The organism is Atribacter laminatus, assembly GCF_015775515.1.
Classification (GTDB): Bacteria; Atribacterota; Atribacteria; order Atribacterales; family Atribacteraceae; genus Atribacter; species Atribacter laminatus.
The window spans coordinates 200,524-226,176 of sequence record NZ_CP065383.1; the positions used below are offsets into that span (position 1 = coordinate 200,524).

A 25,653-nucleotide genomic window follows, 5' to 3' on the forward strand; every position below is an offset into this window, starting at 1 on the left:
ATCGTCCTCCTGTTCCGGTCATGAGATCCGGTTTTATGCTTTTAATCGCTTTAAGGCAAGTTCAACTCGATCCATGGCTTCAGAAATATTTTCCATTGAATTTGAGAAAGAAATTCTTAAATAACCTTCACCCTGTTCACCAAAACAAGTTCCGGGGAGAAGCGCAACCCCAGCTTCTTGCAAAAGATAGGCAGCCATCTCTCGGGATGTTAATCCAAAAGATTTAATGTTGGGAAAATAATAAAAAGCACCATTTGGTTTGACGATTTGAACCCCTTCAATTTTGCTCATCCGATCAAATAAAAAGTCTCTTCTTCGACGAAATTCGTTGGACATATTCTGAACCGAGTCTCTCTCGAATAAAAGAGCTTCAGCTCCTGCCATCTGAGTAAAAGTACAGGTACATGAGTTGGAGTTGGTTACTAATAAAGTTAAATATCCGGCTAATTCCCGAGGAAGAACTGCATAACCCAACCTCCAACCGGTCATGGCAAAGGTTTTAGAAAAAGCATCGAGCAATACTGTTCTCTCTTTCATGCCTGGATATTGGAGTATGCTTACATGATCTCCATCATAAACTATTTCGCTATATACTTCATCAGTAAATACCATTAAGTCCTCTTCGATTGCAACTTGCGCTATTGCTTCTAAGTCTTCGGCCAATAATCTCGAACCAGTCGGATTATGAGGAGAATTTAAAACCAACATCTTGGTTTTCGAAGTTATCAAACTTTTTAGTTCATTGGTGTCCACCCGAAATCCATTCTCTTCTAAAAGAGGAAGTGGCACTGCTTTTGCTCCGGCAAAATCAATAATTGACCGATAAGCTGGAAACCCAGGATTAGGATATATCACCTCATCACCTGGCTGAAGAAGCATAAGAAAAGTTAAAAATATGACTGGTTTGGCTCCTGGGGTGATAACAACTTCCTCCGAATCAACGTTTACTCCCCGGGTTCTTTTCATGTAAGTTGTAACTGCTTCTTTTAAGTCGTTTAATCCAGAAGAAGGTACATAGTGGGTATGCCCAGTCTGGATAGCTTGAATTGCTTTATTTTTAACTCTTTCAGGAGTCTCAAAATCTGGTTCTCCGATTTCAAGATGAATAATATTTTTACCTAACTTCTCCAATTTTTGTGCTTGAGCTAAAACTTCAAAGGCACCTTCACCACTCAAGTGGTATACTCTGTCGGCAATAAAGTCATTCAGTTTGGCAAATTTTTTTACTTTCTCAATGGATTTCATGGTCTCACCTACCTTATTTGGTAATACTCTAACCACCGAACCGTCTTTTTGCAATACCTCAGTATTGAAATAAATAATAAACGGAATTACTCATTATATCATGAGAGCTCATTTTGCTAATATTACCCTCTCATTTCTTGAAGCTGATTTTGATGGGTAAATCCTTATGCCGTTTGGTAATAAACAGATAAGGATAAAATACAAATTTAGAAACGAATCGAATCCCGCATCCCCCCCCAGGAGAGAGGAAAGAAAAAAGCGAGAACTCTCTCGCCTGGAGAAAAAAATTAACTTGAAGGTTCGATCAGTGCTACCGCTTCGTAATGAGGTGTTTGAGGAAAAAGATCGATCCAGGTTATTTTTTTCAACATGAAATTATCTTCAGCAAATACCGCTAAATCACGAGCTAACGATGTGGTATTGCAAGAAACATAAACAATTTTTTCGGGATGAGCTGCGACTAAAGTTTTGATAACTTTTGGCGTCAAACCAGCTCGAGGAGGATCAACTATTCCTTTCTTAAGAGAACTTCCAATAACATCCAACAAAACCTTTTCAACTCTCCCACAAATAGCTTTATAAGAAGAAATCGAGTTTAGCGTCGCATTGAATCGAGCATCTTCAACAGCCTGGGGATTTTCTTCAATTCCAGTAATCCTGTTCCCCTGGCGTGACAGATACAATCCAATACTCCCATTCCCTGAATAAAGATCAAAAAGAGACTCTCCTGGTTGAAGATCAGTATAATTCTCAATAATTGGAAAAAGCAGCTCGCCGACATGAATATTAACCTGAAAAAAACTATCAATGGAGACTTTATACTGGGTTGAGCCAATGGTCTCGATATAGTATTCTGAGCCATATAATAGAATTTTCTCTTCAAATAGGAGGGCATTGGCTGGAGAATCATTAACAATATGTACCAAACCGGAGACACTGGGAAAATTATGGACCAAATCCTGAACCAGCCTATCCTCCTCGGGAAGTTTCCCACTTACTGTTGAAAGACCGATTAAATATTGGTCAAGGCTGCGGTTATAACGTATTAACAGATTTCTTAAAAAACCATCTTTGCGAACCGGATCATACCCTTTTAAGTTATTACGGTTCCCATAAGATCGAAAAAAATCTAATAACCCAGCAATCACCTTTTCATTCATCAAATAACAGGTTTGTAAATCAATAAGATCCCAGTATTTTCCCTTGGGTCTCAACCCGCAAATCAGTTTCCCATCTTGGGTACCAAAGTTAAATTCCATTTTGTTTCGATAGCCAAGGTGTTGAACTGATGGAATAAACCCTTCATAGTCTACTAGTGAAAGATTGACTTTCCCAATTCGTTCGATGGCATTGAGGGCATTTTTCTCTTTTATTGATACTTGCTCAGCATAATCCGCAAATTGAAGACTACAGCCACCACAACCCATTTGAAAATGAGGACAAACTGGCTCGATTCGCATCGGGGATTTTTCAATGAATTCACTGAGTTCTCCTTGCAGAAAATTTCTTTTGACTTTTCGAACTCCAACTCGACATTTTTCTCCAGGAAGAACCCCAGGTACAAATACCACCCAGTTTTGATGACGCATCACTCCAGTACAATCGGGAAGAGCAAAGGTCTCAACCGTTCCTTCGATAACATCACCTTTCTTCAGCATGAATGACTCCCCCGTTTTTGACGAATCACCTCATAAAGTCCTATACCAAAGGCAACCGATACGTTCAAAGAACTCACTAAATTTTCCATGGGAATAGAAACGACGTAATCGCAGAGTGAACGAATAATCTTTCGAACTCCTCGATCTTCCCCTCCTACTATAATTCCCCAAGAACCACGAGTAAAATCCATTTTCCATAAAGACAATTCAGCAGCAGCTTCAAAGGATACCATCCAGAAATTATTCTCGCGAAATTGCTTAACAATTCCAGTAAAATTATTTTCCTGAACAATATCGATTTTTTCCATTTCTCCCGCTGAAGCTTTTATTACTTCTGAATTTATCGGAGCGGTATGAGCCTTACTGGTTATAACTCCATCAACACCAAAAGCTGAAGCCGTCCTGAGTATTGCACCTAAATTACGCGGATCTTCAACGCTATCAATAAAAACCACCAAAGAATCCCTTTTGGATTTTGCTTTGATTAAAATGTCTTTCCAGGTTGGATTTCCCAATGGTTCATAAACCAAAAGAACTCCCTGGTGACGAGCTTGATAACCGGCAATTTTTTGCAAAGCAAACTTATCCAACCTAACAAGGGGTAAATTTAAACGATTGGCTAAATCGACAATTTTACTAATTACTTCACCTTGAATATCCTTTTGAAGATAAAGTTTTAATGGTTTTTTTCTTGGTGATTCCAACGCTCCTATTACTGGATTTCGTCCGTAAATTATATTTTGCATTGCTTTCCTCTTCTACAAACTTATTTAAATTCACTCTCAAATTTGATAAATCAAGCTTCTGCAAAAGATTTTATTATAGGGACGCAATTTACAGCATCCGATTAACGTAGCGACATGCCATGGCATGTCGAATCCAGGTTTTCATCCTCATCCTCACCTTCTCTCATTTTTCTTTTTTTCCTCTCCCCTGGTGGGAGAACCATTTCTCTATTTTTTCCTCTCCCCTGGTGGGAGAGGATTAAGGTGAGGGGGAACTTAAATCTCTTATCGAGTTTTAAATTCAAAAAACCATACTTGGGTTATAATCCAGCCTTTCACCCTCATCCTCACCTTCTCCCATCAAGGGAGAAGGAACTATAGTCTTACGTCTTAAGGATTGTGATTTCTCAGATGAGGATCTCATCTTTTAATTTTTTTTAAAAAAAATACTAAATGAGATTGCCACGTCGCTGCGCTCCTCGCAACGACGGAACAGAAAAAAAATTCAAATCCCCCTAACCCCCTTTGCTAAAGGGGGAAAATGATCGGCAGATAAATATTTTCATCCTCATCTGGTGCTGCTATGCAACATGAACACCTATTCACAAAAAGAGAACGTATCAATTCAATAAATTTTTCACTATTTTTTGGAATGGATTTTCAACAACGATCAATCATTGAAGTAATTATTTTGCTTGACTCATTAGATGGGGGAATTATGAATAACCTTCCCTAGCTTAATTGATCTTGAGCTTAGTTAATCTTCATCTCGATAATAACGAGGCCCCAGAGGTGTATCTTCGATGGTATAGCCGGACTTCAAGATGGTATCTCGTAGCAGGTCTGCCTGGGAAAAAACTCGATTTTTTCTGGCTATTTCCCTATCTTGAATCAGTTTTAAAACTTCTCGATCTTCTTCTTCCATTTCCTGAAGCGGTATCACGCCTAAAATTTGGTTCACTTGATTGAGAAAACCTAAAATACTTTTTAGGGTATTGAGATTCCATTTTTTTCTTTTGGGTTGAAGATAGGTATTCATTTCTTTAATAAAATCACTCAAAACCGCCAAGGCTTGAGGAGTATTAAAATCATCAGCAAGTGAAGCAATAAACTTTTCATACATTGACTGGATTTTATCTATTAAACTTTCATCGCTATCCAGCCATTTCGAATCTGACTGGATTTGGTTATAGATGAAAAAGAAATTCCGAACAAAATTTTTAATCCGATTTAAATAACTCCCAGCAGCGTCCAAAATCGTATCATCGATATTAATAGGATTGCGGTAATGAGTAAAAAGAATAACTAATCGCAAGACACGAGGATCACGATTGGTATAAAGTTCTCGAACGGTCAAGATATTTCCTAAAGACTTGGACATCTTTTCATTTTGAATATTTACATAGCCATTATGAAGCCAATATTTAACGAAGGTTTTCCCGGTAGCTGCTTCACTTTGGGCAATTTCATTCTCATGATGAGGAAATATTAAATCAATTCCTCCGGCATGGATATCAAGGGTCTCGCCTAAATATTTCATCGACATCGCCGAACACTCAATATGCCATCCCGGCCTCCCCTTTCCCCAAGGACTTTCCCAATAAGGCTCTCCTGGTTTGGCACTTTTCCAAAGAACAAAATCGGCGGGATTTCTTTTTTGGTAACGAGCTTCAACTCTCGCACCTTCCATCTGGTCTTCTAAAGGTTTTCGAGATAATTTGCCATAATCAGAAAAACGCGAAACATCAAACAAAATATCACCTTCGAGAGCATAAGTGTAACCTCGATCTTCAAGCTGTTTGATGAGTCCGATAATATCATCGATATGCTCAGTCGCTCGGGGAGAAACGGTTGGTTGTTCTATACCCAATCGATCGGCATCGATTAAATATTGTTCAATATAGTAAGAGGCAATTTCTTCTGGTTGAAGCCCTTTTTCCCTAGCTCGGTTGATTATTTTATCATCTACATCAGTAAAATTTTGTACAAAGGTAACTTCATAACCCAATTGTTTAAAAAAACGTCGTAAACAATCAAATACTACAAATACCCTGGCATTTCCAATATGGATTAAGTCATAAACGGTTGGCCCACAGGTATATAAACCTATTTTCTCTTTATTCTGAGGAACAAACAATTCTTTCTTTTGGGTTAGCGTATTGTAAAGGTAGATTTCCAATTTCGTTCCCTTTCCTGTTTTTCATTATGAATGAAAACATTAAACCAGTTTTGCCACAAGAAATATAATTATTTGGCCTTTTTCGTTATAGATAATTATGTCACGTGGTGGCCTCTGATAATGATAAAAAACTGGATTGAGCTCATGAGATTGCCACGTCACTTCGTTCCTCGCAATGACGAGCAGAAGTTCCTTCTCCCTTGATGGGAGAAGGTGAGGATGAGGGTGATTATTTTGAAACCCACCACACTCACCACTCGCTTCTCACTATATTTTCAGGATAGACCCTCATAATATGTTGCGACACTATTTAAGGATGAAAATCCAAGATTCGACATACCGTGGCAGGTCGCTACATTAATGAAAGAATGGGCACAATACATTGTGCCCCTCCAATTTTAATTCTTTTGTGAGAGCATGATACATCATGCCCTTCGGTTATTGAATGAAGTCAAATTTACTTTTTACCGAGTAAAGTCTAATCAATAACCTCAATAGTCACATTATCGACGCCATTTTGATGGATCCCAATGGTTTTTGCCGCTGCGAGCGATAGGTCGATTTCCCGATTTTTGCTTCTCGGTCCCCGATCATTTACTCTTACAACAACTCTTTTACCATTATCTGGATTCGAAATCAGTAGAATCGAGCCAATCGGGAGGGTTCGATGAGCAGCCGTAAAAGCATACGGATTAAATGTCTCTTCACAGGCCGTTGCCCTTCCGGAGAATCTTGGTCCATACCATGAAGCTAAACCAATAATTTTATTGACTACTCGTCCTTCGTATCCATCATATAAACGATAAAATTCCATTTGGATCTGATTTAACCAGAGAAGAGCAAGGTCTAACATTTCGGAGTTATTTAAAGAGGCATCGCTTGGGTAAACTGAAAATAGAAGTTTTTGGTTACAATAAGCATTTACTTGTTTTGATTCAGGTGAAACATAGAAATTAATGGTACCCGATGGTGGATGAATGAACAAATCCGACAATCGCTTATAAATTTTCTCAGCTCTTTCATCAATAGAAGAATAATCACCGGAATGACGAACCCGCATTATTCTCCTTCCGTTAATATGAATCGTTCCTGAATTTCGTGTCACCATTCGACCTGGTATCGATTTGTTTGCCAAAACTGAATTAGAAAAAATAAAAACTGCTAGGGATAAAATAAGGGTTATCGATATCCCTTTCATGAATTTCTCAAAATAAGACATACGGATAGGCATGCTATGCCTTCCCCCTTTCCTAAACTTCCTAGTCTTTCATTGGTCGTCGCTTTAAGGCCGATCGATTGAATACTTACCCCGGTTGCTCGGGACAAGTTTTGTTTCATTTCTAGAGAAAAAGGTGTGATTTGGGGAAACTCGGCAATGAGGGTGCAATCAAAATTAACGATATCCCACCCATCTCCCCGTATTTTTTGTGTTATTTCTTCCAATAATAAAAGACTGTAAGCACCAAGGAAACGTTCATCTTGATCGGGAAACCAATGCCCGATATCCGGGAGCGATGCCGCTCCCAACAAGGAATCCATTAATGCATGGCATATCACATCACCATCGGAATGCCCGGATAAACCAAGATGATAAGGTATGGTAACGCCACCTAAAACTAACTTCTTTCCTTCAACAAAAGGATGAATATCATATCCCAAGCCCACCCTTATGCCGTTCAGGATTTTATCCATCGTAAATTCTCCTCGGCTCGGATAAAGTCCTGGGGTGTGGTTATTTTATAATTTTCTTCAGAACCGATTACCAAGTAAACTGGAATTCCCAACCGCTCAACCATGGCTGAATCATCAGTCGCACAAAAACCGTCAGCTTTGGCTTTTTGGATGGCTTCCCAAATAATTGAAATCTTAAATGATTGAGGGGTCTGGGCTCTCCAAACCATTGATCGATCTAAAGTTGATTCAATACAGTTATTATTTTTACTCACCTTTAAGGTGTCAACCGATGGTATAGCACAGCACACCGCTCCATATTTTACGACATCCTCTACTGAGCGTTTGAGTATTTCATCACTTACCAAGGGTCGAACTCCATCATGAATTAAGACATAATCGTTAGGACGGTTAAAAATTAATTCCAATCCGGCGTAGACTGAGTCCTGTCTGGTGTTTCCACCAAAAACAAAACGTAATGCTTTTTTGGCGTGTATATTGGTTAGAACTTGATCCCGGAACTGCTTTTCATGATTTTTGTTAATAACAACAATTATTTCATCAATTAAGGGTGACTTTTCAAACACATCAATAGTATGTGCTAACAGCGGTTTTCCTAAAACCGGTAAAAATTGTTTGGGAATAATTGTGTTCATTCTTTCTCCAGTCCCGGCAGCAACGATCAACGCTATGAACAAACAATATCACCTCATGTTTCAGGATAATGAGTTTCTCTATTTTACATTTTTCCTCTCGGTTTGGCAAAAATCATCCTTCCCGCCGGAGTCTGTAGAACGCTGGTTACAACGGTATCTATTACAACATTGATGTATTTTTTTCCTCCCTCAACCACCACCATGGTTCCATCGTCCAAATACCCTACTCCTTGATCGGATTCTTTCCCTTCTCGAATGATTTGCACTCTCAGTTCTTCTCCTGGCAATACATAGGGCTTTAACGAGTTAGCGAGTTCGTTGATATTAAGAACTTCAACTCCTTCTAACTCAGCAATTTTGTTCAAATTATAATCATTGGTAATTACTTTTGCCCCCATTACTTTTGCCATCTTGATCAACTTGGCATCGACATCCCGTATCTCGATAAAATCTCTCTCAACGATGCGGATATTAACCTTTTTTTCCTTTCTCATTTTATTTAAAATATCCAAGCCTCGCCGCCCTCGACTTCTCTTCAAGGGATCTTGGGAATCGGCAACTTGCTGTAATTCTTTTAGAACAAATCGAGGTATTATCATGTCACCTTCAACAAAACCGGTTTTGCAAATATCTGCTATTCGTCCATCTACGATTGAACTCGTATCAAGTATTTTAGCTATATTGTTTTGCCCCCGTAAAAGTTTCATTTTCGGGATTCCGGTAAAAATCATAATAATATCTTCTTTGCGAATTATTGCCAATGCCAAACCAATAATGCCACAAGCCAAAGTCACTAACAGTGGTAGAGTAGTAATCTTACTAAAAAGGAAGGAAAGAGGGTAGGTTAAAAGGGCTCCAATCACCAGGCCTACAATCAATCCCCCTAAAGCAACTAAAATATCAATAGCAGACAGCCGATTAACTGCGAGGGAGATTTTATTCCATTTCTCCAGGAAAAAAAATCCGGTATATTTCTGGCTTAAATAGGCAATAAAACTATAAATACCGGTAATGAGAATAATTCCAAGCCATGAATACAGATTTAGTGAAGTTTGTAGGGATCGGTAAATTAAAGTACTCAGAATAAAGACAATAATAATCGAAACGATATACCCCCACTTACCACCACTCGTCATATCATATCTCCTCCTAACTGAATGGATAATAAGCTTCATTATCTCAATTGCTTATGTATTGGAGTAAGTCCCTCCTCTCTATTAGAAGTTTAAAGAAAAAAATATCTTGCGGTTTTAACCTTCTTTTTTTAAACCGCTTTTCCATATGGATAAGTTGAGATTATAATTCCCATATTTGAGTGTTATAAAAATAATTATAACACTCAACCAATACTATCCAAAATACTATTTATCTTTCATTCAGTTCCTGGTGGGCTAAATTCAAAAACCTTTCATTTTATGGTACTAAATTTTCTTTTTGTGCTGCTTCATAAAGGGTTTGATATCCAATAATTTTCAATCCCTTTAGCTTTTTCTTGGCGCTATTATGGAGATGATATTGCGATGTGACCACCCGACTAATTCCCATTCTAGCCGCTTCTTGAATCCTCCCTTCAAAAAAGTGGACTGGACGAATTTCTCCTCCTAACCCAACCTCTCCTAAATATATGGTGTTTTTATTGAGACTCTTTTCTAAACGTGAAGAAATGAGACTAAAACAGATGGCTAAATCAGGAGTAGTCTCGGTGACCTTCATTCCTCCAGCCATATTCAAATAAATATCTTGCTGACCGAAACGAATACGCACTCGTTTTTCAATTACTGCAACCAAAAGATGGAGGCGATTGACATCAAAACCAACACTCACTCTCCGTGGGTAATCAAGGTAAGATTGATTGGCTAAAGTTTGAACTTCAAGAAGTAACGCTCTTCTTCCCTCGGCAAGAACCGTGCGTGCGGTACTGCTATTGTCAATATCTTTTTCCACCAAGAAAAATTTTGAAGGATCAATCAATTCGACCAATCCTTCTTCTTTCATTTCCAATAATCCAACTTCTTGAGTTGAACCAAATCGGTTTTTTACACTTCGTAAAACCCGAAGTTGATGATGGGCTTCGCCGTCTAAATAAAGAACTACATCAACTAAATGTTCCAAAGTCCTCGGTCCGGCAACGATGCCTTCCTTGGTTACGTGGCCAACTAAAAAAATGGCAATATTTTTCTTTTTTGAAATATCCATAAACCGAGAACTCAAATCGCGGATGAGAGAGATGTTCCCAGGCATGACATCTAGTTCATCCAAAGATAAATTTTGTATTGAATCGATAATAATTAGAGACGGAGTGATATTCTCTATGCTTAGCTCTATATCGTTATAACTATCAGTTGAATGAAGCCATAAATTGGGGTTTGGTTTAAAACCAAAACGTTGTAACCTGATAAAAAGCTGATGGAGTGATTCTTCAGTACTAATATAGAGCACTTTTTTTCCTTGACGGGCAATTCCAGCGGCTATTGCTAAAAGCAAAGTGGACTTCCCAATTCCTGGGTCTCCACTCAAAAGGGAAAGAGATCCTTCAACAATACCACCGCCTAAGACACGATCAACTTCGACCAAACTCGTACCAAACCGCCGATCAATTTCGTAATTTTGATTAAATAGGTCTGGAAAAGAGATTGGTTGAGTATTGGACTTAGACCCATTTTTTTTTGCGGATTTTGGGGGCAAAGAAACAATTTCTTTAAAAGTATTCCACCCCCCGCACTGGGGACATTTCCCCAGCCAGCTGGGGGTGGAATATTCACAAGTCTGACAAACAAACTCCGATTTTTTCACACTAATCCTTTAACGATAGCTCAAGAGGCAACATTTTATCAAAGCGAAGGGATTCTTCTTCTAGTCCGATCAAAATCCGGTCTCCTTCTTTAAATGTTCCTTTTAAAATGAGATCCGAGATTGGATCCTCCACCATTCGTTGGATCGCTCTTCTTAGTGGTCGAGCACCAAAGTTTGGATCATACCCTTCTTTAGCAATTTTTGTACGTGCCTCCGGCGTTAATTCAACGGTTATTGATTGTTCAGCAAGACGTTTGATCGTCTCTTTCATCATTAAATCAACAATTTTCTCAATTTCTTCCTGCTTTAAGGGTTTAAATACTATTAATTCATCAATTCTATTAAGGAACTCAGGAACAAATACTCGCTTTACCTCTTCCATGACTTTATGCTTGATGTCTTCATAAGTACAACCTTCATCGGTCGTATTTCCAAAACCAATGGAAACATTAGATGAGATCATCCGAGCACCTAAATTGGATGTCATGATAATAACGGTATTTTTAAAGTCTACGGGTCTTCCCTGAGCATCGGTCAAACGTCCTTCTTCAAGAATTTGAAGAAGAATGTTAAAAATTTCCGGACTGGCTTTTTCAATTTCATCAAATAAAATGACCGAGTAAGGATGTCGTCGAACTTTTTCTGTCAACTGTCCACCTTCATCGTAACCAACATATCCAGGAGGAGAACCAATTAACCGGGATATGGTATGCTTTTCCATATATTCTGACATGTCAAGAGTGATGAGTGAATCCTCTTTCCCAAAAAGGAATTCCGCTAATGCTTTCCCTAATTCAGTTTTTCCTACTCCAGATGGACCCAAAAAGATAAATGAACCGATTGGTCGACGGGGGTCTTTAAGACCTGCTCGAGACCTTCTTATCGCTCGAGATACTGCTTTCACTGCTTCATCCTGTCCGATTAAACGTTTATGAATTTCTTCGTCCATATTGACCAGACGTTGCTTTTCTTCGAGTGCCAACCGGGAAACCGGTATTCCAGTCCAGTTGGCTACCACTGCTGCGATGTCTTCTTCCGTTACCAACGGACGCATGGTATCGATCTGTTGCAACCATTCGTCTTTATTTTTCCGGTATTTTCTCTTTAATTGATCTTCGAGATCTCTCAGGGTTGCAGCTTCTTCAAAATCCTGCTGTTTTACCGATGTTTCCTTTTTGACACGGGTTTCCTCAATCTCTTTTTCCAATTGCTTTAAATCATCCGGTAAAACTGTTGCTCGGAGACGAACCCGGCTGCTTGCCTCGTCCATTACGTCGATAGCCTTATCTGGAAGGTAACGATCGCTAATGTATCGTTGTGAAAGATGAACCGATGCTTTGAGAGCTTCGTCGACTATTTCAACCCGATGGTGTTCCTCATAACGTTCTTTGATTCCTCTCAAAATTTCAATACTACTTTTTACTGACGGCTCGTCGACGTACACCGGCTGGAAACGTCTTTCCAATGCCGAATCTTTTTCAATATATTTTCGATATTCGGTAATCGTTGTTGCCCCAATGGCTTGCAATTCCCCGCGGGCTAAAGCCGGTTTTAGTATGTTGGCAGCATCAATGGCTCCCTCCGCAGCACCAGCACCAACCAAGGTATGAACTTCATCAATAAACAGAATGATTTCCCTGGTTTGAACTATTTCAGAAATAATTTTCTTAAGCCTTTTTTCGAATTCACCTCGATATTTGGTTCCAGCGACAATTGCTGCTAGGTCAAGACTAACCACTCTTTTATTTTTTAGTATTTCATGAACTTCACCTTTAATAATTTTTTGACCTAATCCTTCAACAATAGCGGTTTTTCCAACCCCCGGTTCACCAATCAAAACCGGATTATTCTTCGTTCTTCGGCTCAAGATTTGAATAACTCTTTCTATTTCTCTCTCTCGACCAATAACTGGATCTAATTTTCCTTCTTTGGCAAGCTGAGTTAGGTCTCGGCTGAATTCATCCAAAATCGGTGTTTTACTCTCTCTTTTAGCTTGACTAGCCGGTGCAAAGGGATCTTGCTGTTGGGAATTTTCATTTAATATTTGATTCAATCTCATTCGGACGGTTTCAATATCAAGCCCGAGCCTCCTGAGGATCTGGGCACCTACTCCATCTCCTTCTCGAAAAACACCAAGCAGAATATGTTCGGTCCCGACATATTTATGCGATAAACGACGTGTCTCGTCTAAAGCTAGTTCCAATACTCTCTTGGCACGTGGTGTAAAAGCTACCTCAGTTGCGCCTTGATATTCAGTCCGGTCAACAAAATTTTCTAATTCATTTCGAACCGCTTCGACACTAATATCAAGACTTTCGAGAATTTTAGCCGCAATTCCTTCTCTTTCTCTTAATAAACCTAAAAGAAGATGTTCAGTCCCTATATAATTGTGCTTGAGGCGCACGGCTTCGTCTTGAGCCAATATAATTACCTTTCTGGCTCTTTCGGTATATCGCTCAAACATCGTAAAGTTCCTCCCCAGAGATAACTCTGAAAAAACGCAAAATATTCAAACATTCTTGTTTTAAACTGGTATCGTTTCCCCAGATTTTTTGCAATATCTGTCTTACTTCTAATAATTTTAAACCTTTACGCGGTGAAAATATTCCACATTGCCAGGCTAATGCCCAAACTGAAAGAAAATCAAAAATATCTTTTAACGAAAAATGACTACTACGATACAGTTGTCTTCCTTTTATCATAACCGTTTCTTCAAGTTCCCGACTTCGGGGTGGATTATTCTTTAAAGCTTCACGAACTTGTTTTTCCCACTTTGACAACGTACATCCGAACTTCTTTAAATCACTTATAATCTGCCACTCAGAAACCCCTAAAGAATGAATATTGGAAAAATGATAAATATGACCAATAACACCATCTTCTCCGCGGAAATTCTTAACCAGTAAATTTTTATCTGTCATCCATTGGATAAAACGGTTCTCACCGTAAAGCAAAGATAAAGCCGGAAGATGAATGGTTACTGATAGATCCATCCCTGTTCCGACTTTATTTACATGCGAAGTAAGAAACCCCCATTCTTCAGAAAAGGCATAATCAATGTTTTTTTCAATGATATTATCTAATTTATTGACATCTTGGTAAATTCGATTCAAATCTAAGCCTGTAGTAACTGAAAAAATTTGGAGATGATCCAGATAATTTATTAATATCCCCTTATAATTCGAATAAATCAAATACCGATTCGATGGATCTTCCAGTACCTCTCTGGGGATTAAGTTTTGATAATAAAACCTCTGAAGCACATTGTTTGGCACCGTATCAAGTTGCACCCATTGATATTTTTTGGGAGCAAAAAATTTTTGATAGAGATTTCTAATTCTTTGTTTGAGATCTTCAATCCAGATTGACGTTGCTCGGTTGGGAAATGGAATACCTTCTATATTACGAGATAAAGATATTCGAGAAATAACCTTTGACAATTCGCCTGGTTTTTGAGAAAAAAACTTGGGAAAGAATATTGTCATCTTAGATAGGACTCAAACTTCTTGAGTCTTCGGACTACACCACTAGCTTGTTCATAATTTTCTTCTTCAAGACATCTTTGATATATTTGCTTCATTTGATCGATATCTCTTTTTATTTTTTTTCTCCGAAATAACCGAACAGGGACTTTCCCACGATGAATGAGTTCTGGTTGCTTATCAATAATAAAATCCCGTATTAGTTCCTGAAAAGTACCATAACAATGAGCACACCCCAACAAACCACTTTCTAAAAAATCTTTTGCAGATGTGAGACAATAGCTGCAAGACAAACGAGATGTGTTCTTATCAGTTTCTTTTGGCAGGGAAAATTTCTTTAGGTGTAGTGGTTTTTGATTCTGGTTGGTTACCAAGCATGATACTGGAACCGTATTGGCACAAAATTCACACAAATAAAGTTTTTTTTCAATATTCTCTTCCTTATCTAAGACAAAAAAAACTATACTGGCAATCTTATCATTACACAGTTCACATTTCATAATCATACCCAACCTTTAAAACTTGAAGAAGCATTTCTCGAAGGATGTTGGACCGCAATATGTTCACATCCCGAACCGAAAGGAGTGAATCAAAGTTAAGTTTATTAAAAGTATCTATAATCGCCGCTTTCATCAAGGAACCTTCTCTTGAGGTAATAAATCCCTCTCTCTCTAACCATAATAATAAACTTTCTACTTCACTTTCTTTGATATCTTTTTCGGATATTTCAAGAAAATTAACTACTGGTTCCAACCGATCCATTTGTATTTGTTGTATTTTGACATACCCGCTTCCTCCCCTTCGGCTTTCGACAATAAAGCCCTTAAAAACATTAAAACGGGTCATCAATACATAATTGATTTGAGAAGGCGCACAATCAAACTCCTCAGCCACCCTGCCCCTTTGGATAGTAACAGTGTTGTTAGGTGATTTTTTAATGAGTCGAATTAAATATTTTTCAATAGAGTCGCAAAGGGAGTACACCTCTACCGACCTCCCATTTTCGGTCGTTCTGGCAATTCCAACCAGCAACAATACTGCCTCAAACTGCAATATTCTTTTTTGACCATTATTGACATTTACTATTATAGGAATAATCTTCCCGATTGTCAATCAACTTTCGGTCGGAGAATAGGAAAGAAAATAACTTCCCGAATCGAAGGCGAGTTGGTTAAAAGCATAACCAGTCGATCAATGCCAATTCCCATTCCACCAGTAGGTGGCATCCCATATTCAAGAGCTTCTATATAATCTTGATCAATAAGATGGGCTTCGACGTCACCCCTGTCTCTTTTTTGAACTTGATCTAAAAATCTCTTCTTTTGTTCGATAGGATCGTTCAGCTCGCTATAGGCATTTCCTAATTCTTCCTTACCAATAAAAAGCTCAAATCGTTCCGCAACCAAGGGATCATTTTTTTTCGCTTTGGCTAATGGTGATATTTCAACCGGATATTCTAAAACAAAAGTTGGATTAACCAGGTGCGGTTGAACAAAAATATCTAAAAATTCATTAACGTATTTTCCCCGATCCCAAGTTTGGTCACAGTTTAAGCCGGCTTTTTTCCCTCGTTGATATAGAGTTTCAACACTATCATTAAAAATATCTATTCCGCCTTCTTTTTGGATAACTTCTCGAAGGTTTAATCTTCGCCATGGAGGGGTAAAATCAATAGTCATATCTTGGAAATTTACTTCATAAGTCCCCAAAATTGAAAATACAATCGATGACAACATTTGTTCACATAAATTCATCATCGTCTCATAGTTTCCATAAGCCTGGTAGAGCTCTAACATGGTAAATTCCGGATTATGACGAACCGATATCCCCTCATTGCGAAAATTTCGGTTTATTTCATATACCTTTTCCATGCCACCCACAATAAGACGTTTGAGATAAAGTTCTGGAGCAATCCTGAGGTATAAATCTAAACCAAGAGCATTGTGAAAAGTTACAAAGGGACGAGCCAATGCCCCTCCAGGTATGAGTTGCATCATCGGAGTTTCAACTTCCAAAAAATCTCTTTCATCTAAATATTTTCGGAGCTCACTTAACACTTGGGAACGTATTTGAAACACTTCTCTGACATCAGGATTCATAATTAAATCGAGATAGCGCTTTCGATATCTCACTTCAACTTCTCTTAATCCGTGCCATTTCTCTGGAAGTGGATGTAAACATTTGCTAAGAAGACTAAAATTTTCAACAACAATAGTCAGCTCACCACTGTGGGTTTTAAGTAATTTTCCTTCTAATCCAATAACATCTCCCACATCCAAACTTTTAAATATCCCAAAAGAATCATCACCAACAGTATCTTTCTTAACGTAGATTTGGATCCTTCCCAAACGATCTTGTACATCAGCGAATATGGCTTTTCCGTGACGGCGAATAGCCATTATTCTACCGGCAATTCGCAAGAGAACATCTTGGTCCAGATATTTATCTGGATGAGATCGAATGCCTTGAATGGAATTTTTCTCGGGAAAGGGTACTCCGTAGGGATCAATACCTAAATCTCTTAATTCATGTAATTTTTTAGTTTGTTCTTCAACATTTATTTGGTCGAACTGCTCCTGCGCTTCTTCATTCATGATTAAACGGATTTACCTCCTTTTTCTTTATATCTATCACTCGATATTTTACCATTCCAGCAGGTACCTTTAATTCAATCTCATCTCCCTTGGTCTTTCCAATCAGAGCTTGAGCCAAAGGTGACTCAAAGGAAATCTTTTGGAGAGAAGGATTAGCTCCCACTGAGTCAACTATTGAGTACTCAATCTGTTTTCCACTGTTGAGATTTTCGAGCATCACTCGCACCCCTAAATGGATTTTTTCTGAATTTCCCCCAGTTTGTTCTTCGACGATTGTCGCTTTCATTAGCTTTTCTTCCAAAACCAAAATACGTCCTTCAATAAAGGCTTGCTCATTTTTAGCTTCTTCATATTCAGCATTTTCGCTTAAATCACCGAATGCTAAAGCTTGGTTAATCTTTTCTGCAACTTCTTTTCGCTTCACCGTTTTGAGATGCTTTAACTCTTTTTCCAAAATCTCATATCCCTCTTTAGTTAGCATAATCTTTTCGTCCAATTTTTTCTTCTCCATCAATTAAAACCTCCTGAAAAGCTTTTCCGCTATCGAAATACCATATAAAATGCTTACTGGGTTGTCAAGTTATCCCCAAGGAGATAATCTCGCTTTGGAAGGTTCATTGCTGCTGTTTTTTCTCGCGGAAGGATATCATTGTTATTGAAATATGAATTATACTTTTTTCTTAACTATGATTCAAGTCATTTTTTATTTTTCTACTGACAACATTGAAAAATGAATATTCTTAATGATCAATTCTTTTACCGATAATTTTCCCCCTATTTATAATTTTTGTTCGGCGAAGTCGAGGAATTTTTTACATAATGAATGGCAAGAGATGAAATATAACCGGTGAATAAACCGGTTAGAATAGCAAAGGGAAGTAGCAATAGTAAATACCAAAAAATATGAGTACTTTGTATATACAAATAAGCAACAATAATCTGGCCGATATTATGAAAAAGGGCTCCAAACATGCTGATGATGAGAACTGATTCGGTGGCCTTACTCGTCATTTTCATTCCCAACCAGGCAAATAATCCTCCACTCAATGAAAGAAAGAACCCAATATTGAGAAAGTTTCCGGAAATTAGTCCTCCTAAAAAAACCCTTAATAAAGCAACCAATAAAGCCTCGTTTTGGCCTAACAATACCAAAGCTATCAAGGTGACAATATTAGCAAAGCCTAATTTCGCTCCGGGAATAAATAAATTAGGAAGCGGGATCAAGCTTTCCAATCCATGCAAAACACTTCCCATTGCCACCAAAATGGCAACATATATTAATCGATTAATTCTGTTTGATTTAATAACCAACCGATTATTTTCCATTTTTTATCTCATATCCAAATATACTATAATTTTTTTATTTCCTGGTTTCTTTGGGAATGACAGCTGTCATATTTGGTTTAAAATATGAATGGACAAGTTCAATAAAGCTGTTATTTCAACTCCTTTATTAAAAAGAGCTTTTTAAATTTAAAGATATTATAAACCAATGGTGATGTTGAAATGGACAAAAAAAATAAAAGAAAAAACATTCTCATTACCGGTTTAACTTCACTCCTGACTGATATCAGCTCGGAAATGATCTACCCAATCATTGCTCTTTATTTAAAAGCCCTGGGAGGCAGCCCGGCTATTTTAGGAGTCATTGAAGGTGTTGCCGAGTCAACGGCGTCGATTCTCAAAGTGTTTTCCGGAGCTTTTGCTGACCGAATCGGCAAAAGAAAGCCTTTAGCAATTGCTGGCTACTCCTTTTCTGTTATAGGAAAAGTTCTGTTCTATTTAGCCAATGGTTGGAGTTTTATATTTGCCGGACGATTTTCTGATCGTTTTGGAAAAGGTGTGCGCACTGCACCCCGTGATGCCATGATTTCAGAATCAGTCGAAGGGAATAATCAGGGAAAGGCTTTTGGTCTCCATCGTACCATGGATTCAATGGGTGCCGTGATCGGAACACTCATTACTTTTTTCTTCCTCTTTCGTATTCAAGAAGCTGCCCAACAATCAGGTCATTCGGCTTTTTATGTTCCTACCTTTCGTCTTATTATTCTTCTCAGCCTTATTCCAGCAGCGATTGGGGTAGTTGTTCTCTTTTTGACCATTGAAACCGGCAGCGGTAAAAAAAGTACTCATGCTCTGCTTTCTTGGAACTCATTTCTCAACCTGGATCACAAGCTGAAGATTTTCCTGCTCGCCACCTTTTTATTTACTTTGGGAAATTCCTCCGACCAGTTTATCTTATTAAGAGCAACTGAACCTGATTTAGGATATAGCGCTGCTCAAGTCATACTTCTCTATCTGCTCTTTAATATTGTATATATGGTGGTTTCTTATCCGGCAGGATGGCTTTCTGATAAAATTGGTCGCAAGTGGATATTAGCTGGAGGGTTTCTCCTTTACAGCATCACTTATTATGTAATTGGTTTTACTCCCGGCTTTATTATCCCGGCCATGATCCTCTATGGTTTCTATATCGGTATGACCGAAGGGGTTGCTAAAGCATTGGTTTCAGAACTTTCACCTGCTTCAAGGAGAGCTACTTTAATCGGTCTTCACGCAACCATACTGGGAATTGGCCTCTTTCCGGCTTCTTTAATCGGGGGATTGCTTTGGAGCGCTTTTGGCCCTTCGGCAACTTTTCTATTCGGAGGATCAATGACATTTATCTCGGCTTTGATTCTTATTTTATTTCTATAAACATCAGCAACTATTTTGCAGCCAGGTCTTTTTTCCCTTTGATCCAACTGCTCTTTCTCACCATATCCAAAGGAAGAGGTGTGTTTTATGATTTTCACGCTTTCAAAGCCTCAAATTTTAAATTATTATTCTACTCTCCACTCACTTCTCACTAATTTACTAGATAATATATAATAATCATACCAACTCTTCTAAAAATGATTGGAATTATGGAGGCTAAAGATGCGTTTCATCGCCTTTTTAACCGATTGGGGAATGGCCAGTTATTATGTAGGAATTGCAAAATCAGTTATGAAGCAGATCAACCCAGGTGTTGAAATCATTGACATCAGTCACGATATTCAACCTTTCAATATCCGTGAAGCCATGTATATTCTTCATCGTACTTTTCCTGATTTTCCTCCCGAAACAATCTTTTGCTCAGTAGTCGATTACGGAGTAGGCACTGAACGTTTTCCAGTTGCCGTCGAGCTTACTAATGGTTCGTTTTTAGTTGGACCGGATAATGGAACCTTTACCCTCCTTATCGAACAGTACTCTATAAAAAAGGCAGTCATTCTCCAGAATCCTTCCTACTTTTTTCGGCTAAATCCCAGTAGTACCTTCCATGGACGAGATATTTTTGCTCCAGTAAGCGCACGCCTTTCAATGGGTGTTCCCTTAGAGCATTTTGGACCGACCGTGGATTCCCTCCGAACTCTTTCGGTCAACCGACCTAAATTTCATAACCACACCATAACCGGTGAAGTCGCTTTTTGTGACCGTTTTGGCAATATAGAAACCAATATCCCAGGACAATTGTTGAATAATTTTGAACTACAACCAGGAGATCCTTTGGATATTATGATTAATGAGTGCTCTTTTAATGCGGTTTTTTTCGAGGCATACGGATTGTCTAAAAAAGGACAAATTTTAGTTCATACTGACAGCTCAGATTTTGTCGAGATAGCTGTGAACCAAGGAAATGCTAGGGAAGTTCTACTTGATAATAAAGATATTAACCAAATATCAATCATTAACAAGAAAAAAATATTCATAAATAAAAAAACCTAACGCGAAAAAACACCGGCATGATAAACCAAGCCTTTCACCCTCATCCTTACCTTCTCCTATTTTTCTTCTTTTTTCCTCTCCCCTGGTGGGAGAGGATTAAGGTGAGGGGGAAATTAAACTCTTATCGAGCCTTTAATTCAAAAAACCATACTTGGGTTATAATCCAGCCTTTCACCCTCATCCTCACCTTCTCCTATTTTTCTTCTTTTTTCCTCTCCCCTGGTGGGAGAACCATTTCTCTATTTTTTCCTCTCCCCTGGTGGGAGAGGATTAAGGTGAGGGGGAAATTAAACTCTTATCGAGCCTTTAATTCAAAAAACCATACTTGGGTTATAATCCAGCCTTTCACCCTCATCCTCACCTTCTCCCATCAAGGGAGAAGGAACTATAGTCTTACATCATCCTGAGCGGTGCTTTTTCCGCGTGAGGATCTCATCTTTTAATTTTTCTTTTATTCTTTAATTTTTTTCATTCTCCTCTTCGCCTAATGGCTCTTTATTGATCCTCATTAGGTGTTCCCATAAAGTAACATGAAGTTCTATCCTGTCTTTCTTCCTTTTAAATACTGGTCAAAGAAAACGGCGAGGATAATAATCGCACCAATAATGATCTGCATAATAAATGGATCAACACCTAATAGGTTACCACCATTTCTCAAGGTTTGGATGATAAGGGCACCCAGCGCAGTACCAAATATTGATCCCACTCCCCCACTAAGGCTCGCCCCACCGATAACCACTGAAGCGATCGCATCAAGTTCATAACCCTGTCCACCGGTTGGCACGCCAGCCGCCATCCTGGTCCCAAGCATTAAACCGGCTATACCACTAAAAAGACCGGCAGTAACATAAAAATTATATAAATTAGAACCAATATTTATCCCTGATAACCTGGCAGCTTCAATATTACTACCTATAGCATAAAGATTTCTCCCGTACATAGTGTATTTTAAAACAAAAGCCATAAAAATAGCTAAAAAAATCCAGGTCCAGGCAAGGGCTGGAATACCCAGCATGGTTGCAACTGAAAATTCTCTAAATTCCATCGGGAGACCGGAAATCATCCTACCGCTGGATGAATACATGACAATCCCTCTCACCAAAGTCATCATTCCCAAGGTGGCAATAAAAGGTGGTACTTTACCGTTATGCACTGCTACCCCGTTCGCTAACCCGATTAACGCTGAAACTCCCAGAGCAAGTATAATTGCCAGGGATGAAGCCATCTGAATATCGCCCCGGTTAGAAGTTAAAAGCGCATAAACCATTCCGGATAAACCAACAATAGAACCGACTGAAAGGTCAATGCCCCCAGTAATAATGATAAGGGTCATCCCTATAGCAACCACTCCATTGATCGATGATTGTCGAATCAAATTGGTAATATTATCCCACGAGGAAAAATTACCTTTGGTTGCTATGGTAAGATAAACTGCCATAACAGCTAATATTATCAAAAGGTTTCTTTCGGCGAAGGCCTTACGTTGATTGCTTTTCATCACCTTATACTGCCTCCCTGATTTTTTCTTTTGAAACAATATTTTTCATCGCCAAGGTTAGAAGATATTCCTCCGAGAAATCCTTCCTTTCCACTTCACCAGCGACCATACCATTAGAAATCACCAGAATCCGGTCCGATAATCCTATCAATTCCGGCAGATACGATGATATTAAAATAATTCCTTTCTCTTGATTGAGAATTTCATTGAAAAGCCTATAAATTTCCGCCTTGGTACCCACATCAATTCCAGCTGTTGGTTCGTCAAAAATAAGAACATCAGGGTTTCTACATAACCACCTGGCTATAACAACTTTTTGTTGGTTCCCCCCGCTTAAATCAGATACCTTTTGATATACGCTCCCAATCTTGATAGAGAGCTTATCAACGTATTCTTTGGTTTGTTCGTAAGCCTTTTTGTAATTCAATATTCCAGCTTTCATAACTTTATCCAGGTTTATAGCATTAACATTAAATTCGATATCTTGCTGCGCAAAAGTTCCCTGATTTCTTCGGTCTTCAGGAAGATAACCAACTCCACTTTTTAACGAATCTTTTGGTTTTCTTATAGATATTTCCTTTCCGTTGGCTATTATCTTTCCTTTATCAAATTTATCAGCACCAAAGATTGCTCTGGCGATATCAGTTCTTCCCGCTCCAACTAAACCAAATATGCCCAAAATCTCTCCAGCTTTAACATTGATAGTAATATTCTTAAATTTGCTTCCCGAAAGGTTTTCAACCCGAAGGAGCTCCTGACCAATTGCAACTTCTTTTTTATAATACATTTCTTCAATGGCTCTACCCACCATCAAAGGAATAAGCTTTTCTACGCTTCCTAATTCTTCAGTAGTATAGGTTCCTACCACTGCCCCATCTTTGAGCACGGTTACGGTATCACAGGTATCAAAAACTTCTTCAAGGTTATGGGAAATATAAATAATGGCCGAGCCTTTTTCCCTTAAATTTTTAATAATTCGAAACAAAATTTTGGTTTCATTTCGAGTGAGCACCGCAGTCGGTTCATCAAATATGACCAGTTTTGGGTTTTGCCAAAGGGCTTTAGCAATGGTAATCATTTTCCCCTCAGCAGCACTTAACTCTTTTATGCTTCTTTTTACATCTATATCGACTTCTATCTCTTCAAGGAATTTCTTGGATTCCCTATGCATTTTTCCCCAGTCAATAAATGGCCCTCTTTTTGGTTGATTTCCCAGAAAAAAATTCTCAGCTACACTCAGATCTTGAGCAACCATTACATCCTGGTAAACTGCGTATATTCCTAATTCTTTTGAAATAATTGGTGAATTCCTTGAGACTTCTTTATCTTCAAATATCATCTTTCCTGAGTCTTTGATATAAGCCCCAGTAACCACCTTAATGAGGGTTGATTTCCCCGCACCATTTTCTCCAACCAGCCCTCGGACCTCACCCGCTCTCACTGAAAGGTTCACCTGATCCAAAGCTTTCACTGCGGGAAAAGATTTGCAAATATTGTCGAGCCTTAAGATCTCTTTTCCGAAGGACATAAGACCTCTCCTTTAGTTTGAAAATGATCACTGCGGATTTTTTTTCAAATAGTCTGTTTTAAAAAGATTAAGAAGTTTAAATTCCTTCTTTTTTAATCCAAGTCAAAACCGTATTATTTAATTATCATTTCAATCCCAACAAAATAAAGCCATATTGCAAAAAAGCAGTACGCTTATTTGAACCTAAGAAAATACTCTTAAAGTGCTTCTCTTCTTTGATAATTAAATAGAAATGAAATAGCGAGTGGATTATAACCACCCGCTATTTCATTCAATCTATTAGTATTTTTTTCTGGAGAAAGGATCAAGAATCCATATTGAATCATCAAGGTTTTCCTTGGTAACTACGTATACTCCAGTGTCATAATACTGTGGTAGTGGTTCGCCATTAATTGCCATAAAAGCAAACATGACACCTTTGTAACCCATACCATGTGGATCTTGAAGAATAAGGGCTTTCAATGCTCCACTTCGCAAGGCATCAATTTCCTGGGGATCGGAGTCATAGGCGACTGCAATAATTTTATCTTGTAGACTCCGTTCCTCGATCACCCTCGAAACACCATCGCCAGTATGGTTGTTATCGGCAAAGAAGCCTATTAAATCAGGATTTGCAGTTAAAAGATCCTCGGTTGCATTAGCAGCGACAGCAATATCGTTATCCACATATCGGGTAGAAAGAACTTCAAGATCTGGAGCTAACTCTTTAAGTTTGTCTCTGAACCCATCGTCTCTCTCAATAAGAACCGGAACTCCAGCCATGGCGCTAATGAGGCCAATTTTCCCTTGCAGAGGTTTTCCAGCCGCTTCGAGAGATTCGACTAGTTTTTCAGCAGCAAGGGACCCTCCTACTTTGTTGTTCGTTGCCAAGAAGGAATTATATTCTGTGTCATAAACAAAATTGTCAATCAAGATGACTTTTATGCCCTGTTTGTAAGCACCATCAAGGACCAAAGAGGTAGCTTCCGCACTGGTTGATGCAATAACAATGGCATCAGGTTTGGTACTAACAACATTCTCCAAGATAGCCACTTGCTCATCAATATCAGATTCAGAAGGTGGACCATAAACGGTTACTTTGACCAAGCCTTTAAGATCTAACTCAGCATTTTTTGCACCAACAATAGTGTATTGCCAGAAATCTGAGTCAGTTGCCTTAATAATAAATGCTACATCATAGGGTTCAACATCGGCAGCATAACAAAAAGCAGTTCCCAAGAGGAAAAACACCATAATCAATGTTAACATAATTTTACGCATTTTAGGACCCTCCTCATATTGTGTTTAGTATTAACTTTTTTTAAGTACTAACTCCCTCCTTTCATCATTAATCGATAGATACCACCTCCTTTTATTGGTTTGCAAAATAATTCTACCCAATTATATTTTCAAAATTATTATACAATTTTACATTTATAGAGTCCAATAATTAATATTAAATCATCGTGATTAGGACAAACCCCCCTTTAAAGGTTTATTTTTCTAATTTTTTAAATTCTCCTTTATGACCTTTGCTAAAGGGGGAATTTGATACCTAAGTAGGTATTTTCCATTTTCGTTTAAATAAAAATAAGTGGCATAGGGTTTATCCTAGAATCCCGCGGGCATGATAAATCAAGTCCCTACCAAAGATTATAAAATTGTAAGGGTACAATGCATTTGCCCATTCTTTAATTAATGTAGCGACATGCCATGGCATGTCGAATCCAGGTCCCTTCCTCACCTTCTTCCGTTTTTCTCTTTTTTTCCTCTCCCCTGGTGGGAGAGGATTAAGGTGAGGGGGAACTTAAATCTCTTATCGAGTTTTAAATTCAAAAAACCATACTTGGGTTATAATCCAGCCTTTCATCCTCATCCTCACCTTCTCCCATCAA

21 protein-coding genes are annotated in these 25,653 nt (G+C 38.4%); 2 read left to right on the plus strand and 19 right to left on the minus strand.

All coding sequences use genetic code 11. The annotated features are described in order from the left end of the window. Positions 1-33: 33 nt before the first annotated feature. The 16 genes from RT761_RS01015 to RT761_RS01090 all read right to left on the minus strand — a co-directional run bounded on the left by RT761_RS01015 (position 34) and on the right by RT761_RS01090 (position 18,329). A complete protein-coding gene (locus RT761_RS01015) occupies positions 34-1,245 on the minus strand; it encodes a pyridoxal phosphate-dependent aminotransferase (protein WP_218112239.1) in 1,212 nt (403 codons plus the stop codon). Positions 1,246-1,532: 287 nt separating this feature from the next. Beyond that, positions 1,533-2,903 (minus strand): 23S rRNA (uracil(1939)-C(5))-methyltransferase RlmD, encoded by a 1,371-nt coding sequence (gene rlmD / locus RT761_RS01020; protein ID WP_218112240.1) that lies wholly within the window; start codon positions 2,901-2,903, stop codon positions 1,533-1,535. Beyond that, positions 2,897-3,649, minus strand: coding sequence for a 23S rRNA (guanosine(2251)-2'-O)-methyltransferase RlmB (gene rlmB / locus RT761_RS01025; RefSeq protein WP_218112241.1), 753 nt, complete (start codon positions 3,647-3,649; stop codon positions 2,897-2,899). Before rlmB ends, rlmD begins: the two co-directional genes overlap by 7 nt. Before the next feature lie 736 nt (positions 3,650-4,385). Next, positions 4,386-5,807 (minus strand): cysteine--tRNA ligase, encoded by a 1,422-nt coding sequence (gene cysS / locus RT761_RS01030; RefSeq protein WP_218112242.1) that lies wholly within the window; start codon positions 5,805-5,807, stop codon positions 4,386-4,388. Positions 5,808-6,285: 478 nt separating this feature from the next. Further along, positions 6,286-7,038, minus strand: coding sequence for a septal ring lytic transglycosylase RlpA family protein (locus tag RT761_RS01035; RefSeq protein ID WP_218112243.1), 753 nt, complete (start codon positions 7,036-7,038; stop codon positions 6,286-6,288). After that, positions 7,002-7,478, minus strand: a complete 477-nt coding sequence (gene ispF / locus RT761_RS01040) for a 2-C-methyl-D-erythritol 2,4-cyclodiphosphate synthase (RefSeq protein ID WP_343073764.1) — start codon at positions 7,476-7,478, stop codon at positions 7,002-7,004. Before ispF ends, RT761_RS01035 begins: the two co-directional genes overlap by 37 nt. A 5-nt stretch (positions 7,479-7,483) precedes the next feature. After that, the gene (gene ispD, locus RT761_RS01045; protein WP_218112245.1) at positions 7,484-8,176 is read right to left on the minus strand and encodes a 2-C-methyl-D-erythritol 4-phosphate cytidylyltransferase; all 693 of its coding nucleotides are present in this window, start codon (positions 8,174-8,176) and stop codon (positions 7,484-7,486) included. 41 nt (positions 8,177-8,217) lie between these two features. Further along, entirely contained in the window at positions 8,218-9,270 is a 1,053-nt protein-coding gene (locus tag RT761_RS01050) for a PIN/TRAM domain-containing protein (protein WP_218112246.1), read from the minus strand. Between the two features lie 277 nt (positions 9,271-9,547). Continuing rightward, positions 9,548-10,927: a DNA repair protein RadA gene (gene radA / locus RT761_RS01055; RefSeq protein WP_218112247.1), complete on the minus strand. Its 1,380-nt coding sequence runs from the start codon at positions 10,925-10,927 to the stop codon at positions 9,548-9,550. A 1-nt stretch (position 10,928) separates the two neighbouring features. Continuing rightward, positions 10,929-13,391 carry an ATP-dependent Clp protease ATP-binding subunit gene (locus tag RT761_RS01060; protein WP_218112248.1) on the minus strand — a complete coding sequence of 821 codons (2,463 nt, stop codon included), beginning with the start codon at positions 13,389-13,391 and terminating at the stop codon, positions 10,929-10,931. Beyond that, positions 13,384-14,412: an ATP--guanido phosphotransferase gene (locus RT761_RS01065; RefSeq protein ID WP_218112249.1), complete on the minus strand. Its 1,029-nt coding sequence runs from the start codon at positions 14,410-14,412 to the stop codon at positions 13,384-13,386. Before RT761_RS01065 ends, RT761_RS01060 begins: the two co-directional genes overlap by 8 nt. Further along, positions 14,409-14,909 carry a hypothetical protein gene (locus RT761_RS01070; RefSeq protein ID WP_218112250.1) on the minus strand — a complete coding sequence of 167 codons (501 nt, stop codon included), beginning with the start codon at positions 14,907-14,909 and terminating at the stop codon, positions 14,409-14,411. The genes RT761_RS01065 and RT761_RS01070 overlap by 4 nt, the downstream gene beginning before the upstream one ends. After that, positions 14,899-15,522, minus strand: coding sequence for a CtsR family transcriptional regulator (locus RT761_RS01075; protein ID WP_218112251.1), 624 nt, complete (start codon positions 15,520-15,522; stop codon positions 14,899-14,901). Before RT761_RS01075 ends, RT761_RS01070 begins: the two co-directional genes overlap by 11 nt. Further along, on the minus strand, positions 15,519-17,003 hold the full coding sequence (lysS, locus tag RT761_RS01080; RefSeq protein WP_218112252.1) for a lysine--tRNA ligase: 1,485 nt from the start codon (positions 17,001-17,003) through the stop codon (positions 15,519-15,521). The genes RT761_RS01075 and lysS overlap by 4 nt, the downstream gene beginning before the upstream one ends. Next, complete coding sequence (gene greA, locus RT761_RS01085) at positions 16,996-17,514, minus strand: transcription elongation factor GreA (RefSeq protein ID WP_218112253.1); 519 nt, start codon at positions 17,512-17,514, stop codon at positions 16,996-16,998. Before greA ends, lysS begins: the two co-directional genes overlap by 8 nt. Before the next feature lie 263 nt (positions 17,515-17,777). Then, complete coding sequence (locus tag RT761_RS01090) at positions 17,778-18,329, minus strand: Gx transporter family protein (protein WP_218112254.1); 552 nt, start codon at positions 18,327-18,329, stop codon at positions 17,778-17,780. Between the two features lie 180 nt (positions 18,330-18,509). On the opposite strand from RT761_RS01090, the gene RT761_RS01095 reads away from it, so the two are divergent. Next, complete coding sequence (locus RT761_RS01095; RefSeq protein ID WP_218112255.1) at positions 18,510-19,700, plus strand: MFS transporter; 1,191 nt, start codon at positions 18,510-18,512, stop codon at positions 19,698-19,700. A 222-nt stretch (positions 19,701-19,922) separates the two neighbouring features. Further along, positions 19,923-20,753, plus strand: coding sequence for an SAM hydrolase/SAM-dependent halogenase family protein (locus tag RT761_RS01100; RefSeq protein ID WP_218112256.1), 831 nt, complete (start codon positions 19,923-19,925; stop codon positions 20,751-20,753). 538 nt (positions 20,754-21,291) lie between these two features. Here the strand turns inward: RT761_RS01100 and RT761_RS01105 are convergent. The 3 genes from RT761_RS01105 to RT761_RS01115 form a co-directional block, all read right to left on the minus strand. Continuing rightward, positions 21,292-22,251, minus strand: coding sequence for an ABC transporter permease (locus RT761_RS01105; RefSeq protein ID WP_218112257.1), 960 nt, complete (start codon positions 22,249-22,251; stop codon positions 21,292-21,294). Between the two features lie 4 nt (positions 22,252-22,255). Beyond that, the gene (locus tag RT761_RS01110; RefSeq protein WP_218112258.1) at positions 22,256-23,779 is read right to left on the minus strand and encodes a sugar ABC transporter ATP-binding protein; all 1,524 of its coding nucleotides are present in this window, start codon (positions 23,777-23,779) and stop codon (positions 22,256-22,258) included. Between the two features lie 279 nt (positions 23,780-24,058). Then, positions 24,059-25,039 carry an ABC transporter substrate-binding protein gene (locus tag RT761_RS01115; RefSeq protein ID WP_218112259.1) on the minus strand — a complete coding sequence of 327 codons (981 nt, stop codon included), beginning with the start codon at positions 25,037-25,039 and terminating at the stop codon, positions 24,059-24,061. Between the last annotated feature and the right edge of the window lie 614 nt (positions 25,040-25,653).